The sequence below is a fragment of the Dietzia timorensis genome (assembly GCF_020742175.1).
In the GTDB taxonomy this organism is placed as follows: Bacteria; Actinomycetota; Actinomycetes; order Mycobacteriales; family Mycobacteriaceae; genus Dietzia; species Dietzia timorensis_A.
Genome location: NZ_DYXM01000154.1, coordinates 1 through 3,174 on the forward strand (window position 1 = coordinate 1; position 3,174 = coordinate 3,174).

The 3,174-nt window shown below is 66.7% G+C and carries 3 protein-coding genes; all 3 read right to left on the reverse strand.

What is annotated here, in order from left to right:
* A partial coding sequence (locus K8V11_RS08345) for a globin domain-containing protein (protein WP_303912658.1) occupies positions 1-976 on the reverse strand: 976 nt, incomplete at its 3' end.
* Between the two features lie 44 nt (positions 977-1,020).
* Positions 1,021-1,470 carry an Rrf2 family transcriptional regulator gene (locus K8V11_RS08350; protein WP_303912661.1) on the reverse strand — a complete coding sequence of 150 codons (450 nt, stop codon included), beginning with the start codon at positions 1,468-1,470 and terminating at the stop codon, positions 1,021-1,023.
* A 111-nt stretch (positions 1,471-1,581) separates the two neighbouring features.
* On the reverse strand, positions 1,582-3,174 hold a 1,593-nt coding region (locus K8V11_RS08355), incomplete at its 5' end, for an acyl-CoA dehydrogenase (RefSeq protein WP_303912664.1).

The following is a 3,174-nucleotide window of genomic DNA, read 5'->3' on the forward strand; positions in this document are numbered from 1 at the left end:
GCCGGGTGAACTGGGTGGACTCGAGCTCGCTGAGCAGGCCGAGCATCGGAGTGATGCCGATTCCTGCGGAGCACAGGACGACCGGGACGCCGAGATTGTTCTCGGTGAGTCCTGCGTGGGCGAGGGTGAGATCGCCGAACGGCAGGGTCACCTCCACCTCCGAGCCCACTTCGAGGTTCCGGTGCAACCACGTGGACACCTCGCCCGCGGGGGCGTTGCCCTCGTCGACGCGGCGAACTCCGATGCGCCACGTGCCGCCGTCGTCCTCCCCCGGCGAGCCCATCAGCGAGTACTGCCGAAGCTGGCGTGCTCCGTCTTCGAGTCGTGCCCCGACGGTGATGTACTGGCCCGGGTGCGAGGCGGGAAGCGCGGACCCGTCCGCGGCACGCAGGGAGAAAACGGCCACCTCGTCGGTGACGTCCTCGCGGCCGACGACGCGGGCGGTGCGGAATACCTCGCCGGGCTCGACGCCTGCATCGGCGTACAGGGCGCGCTCGAAACCGATGAGAGTCTCGGCGAGAATCCAGTACACCTCGTCCCACGCGCCGGCGATTTCCGGGGTGATGGCGTCGCCGAGCACCTCGACGATCGCGGCGAAGAGATTATCGTGGACGACCTGGTATTGGTCCTCGCTGATGCCGAGGCTCGCGTGCTTGTGTCCGATGCGGGACAGGAGCTCGACAGGGGACTTGCCCTCTACGAGGTGAGAGGCGAAGGTCGCGATCGATGCGGCGAGCGCGCGCTGCTGCGCGCCCTGCTTTTGATTGCCGCGGTTGAACAGGTCGCGGATGAGCTTAGGGTGGTTGTCGAACAGCTTCGTGTAGAACACCGGGGTGATGTCGTTGATGTGCGCCCCGATGACGGGAAGCGTCTCGGCAATGATTTGCCGGTCGGCCTCGGAGAGCTGCCGCGGCGACGAGAGCAGATCGAGATGATCGTCGTAGCCCGTGGAGACCTGTTCGGTGGACACACTCATGGTTGGAACCTCTCGTGAATGAGGAAAGTCGCCTTGCGGCGCGGTCAGCGCAGCTGCGAACCGATTGTGGGAACGCCACGCACTCCGAGGTCCTCGGGTGGCGTCGCGGCCAGGGCGGCGATCGTGTACTCGGACAACGCGTCGAGGTAGGCCTTCTGGGCGACCTCCAACGCCTCCGGTAGTCGGCCGATCGACAGCGCGGCCGAGCCGTCGCCTTGAGCCCCGCGAGGCCGCCCGCCCTCGGCGCGCGCCACCACGGTATCCGCGGTGGCGGAAAGTCCGGCCTCGGAAATCTCGAGACCGCCCCCGCGGCCTCGGTGTGCGTGGATGAGACCCTCGTCGACGAACGTCGACAACACCTTCGTCACTTGTGACGACGAGGTGCCGAGATCGACGGCGAGTGACGCCGCCGTAGCCCGCATCTCACTCCGGCGGGATCGAGCCAGGAGAACCAGCGCCCGAAGCGCGAGGAGTGAGGTGGTCGTTAGCTGCACAATTCCGAAGCTAACAGAGCCGGACCTGCGGTTAAACATCTTCGCGCTGTGAGGTTAAAGACGGATTATGTGGCAGTGATTCGGCTCACCGAATACTCACTGCCGCACCGCTCATAGCTCCGCAGGGTCGAGGTTTACCAGCAACTTTGAACGCCCGTCGACGAGGTCGAGCATCGCGTCGACGCGGGGGAGTTCGTAGGTGAAGAAGTACTCGGCCGCCGCTTTCTTTCCGGGTGCGAGGGGGGAACCGCATTCGGCGGCGGCGCGGGAGGTGTCGAGCCAGATCCACGCAACCACGATGTGCCCGGCGGCCTCGAGGTACGGGGTCGCGTTGGCGAGCGCCGTCTCCGGATCGGCGGTGGACCACACGTTCGCCGTCACCTCGACGAGCCGGTCGAGCCTTACCTGCAGGGCGGCGGCGAAGTCGGCGAGATCTCCGTCGGCGGCGGCGATCGCGTCTCCGATCGTGCGGGCGAGTAGTGCCAGGCCGGATCCGCCGGACATAATCACCTTTCGGCCGAGCAGGTCCTGCGCCTGAATCCCGTGGGTTCCCTCATGGATCGGGTTGAGGCGGTTATCGCGATAGAACTGCTCGACGTCATAGTCGCGGGTGTAACCGGAGCCGCCGAGCACCTGGATCGCCAGGTCGTTGGCGACCGGCCCGTACTGGGACGGCCAGCTCTTGACGATCGGGGTGAGCACATCGAGCAGGAGCGCGGCGTTCGCAGCGTCCTCGCCGCTGGCGGTATCGGCCTCGTCGACGAGCTTCGCGGCGTACAGGCACAGCGCCATTGCTCCCTCGGCATACGATTTCTGCGCGAGCAGCATCCGCCGCACGTCGGCGTGCTCGGTGAGCATCACCTGCGGCGCGTCCGGATCCTTCGCCCCGACCGGGCGGCCCTGCGGGCGGTTACGCGCATAGTCGAGCGATTGCAGATAGCCTGTCATCCCCAGCGCGGCCGCGCCCGCGCCGACGCCGACTCGCGCCTCGTTCATCATGTGGAACATGTACTGCAGGCCGCGATCGACCTCGCCGACGAGGTAGCCGATGGCGCCGGCCTTACCACCGGGGGTGTGCGTTCCCTCGCCGAAGTTGAGCAGCGTGTTCGTCGTGCCGCGGTAGCCCATCTTGTGGTTCAAACCGGAAAGGGTGACGTCGTTGTGCTCGCCCAACGAGCCGTCCGCGCCCACCAGGTATTTGGGAACGATGAACAGCGAGAGTCCCTTGACTCCCGCGGGCGATCCCTCGGCACGGGCGAGCACGAGGTGGATGATGTTCTCGGACAGCTCGTGCTCGCCGCCGGAGATCCACATCTTCTGCCCCGAGAGGCGGAAGGCACCGCCGGAATCGGGAACGGCCTTGGTCTTCACGTCCGCGAGGGACGAACCGGCGTGCGGCTCCGACAGGCACATCGTGCCGAAGAAGCGGCCGTCGAGCTCGGGTTCTACATATGTCGCGATCTGGTCCGGCGTGCCGTGGGCGAGGATCAGGTTCGCGTTGCCCATGGTGAGCATCGGGTACGCAGCGGTGGAGATATTCGCCGCCTGAAGCCACGCGAAGCATGCGCGGTGCACGACGAACGGCAGGTTGATGCCGCCGTGCTCCTCGCCGAAGGCCGCGGCAAGCAGGCCGGTGTCGGCGAACGCGTCGAGCGCGGGTGCGACCTCGTCGATAATCGACACCGTGTGCCCGTCGAACGTCGG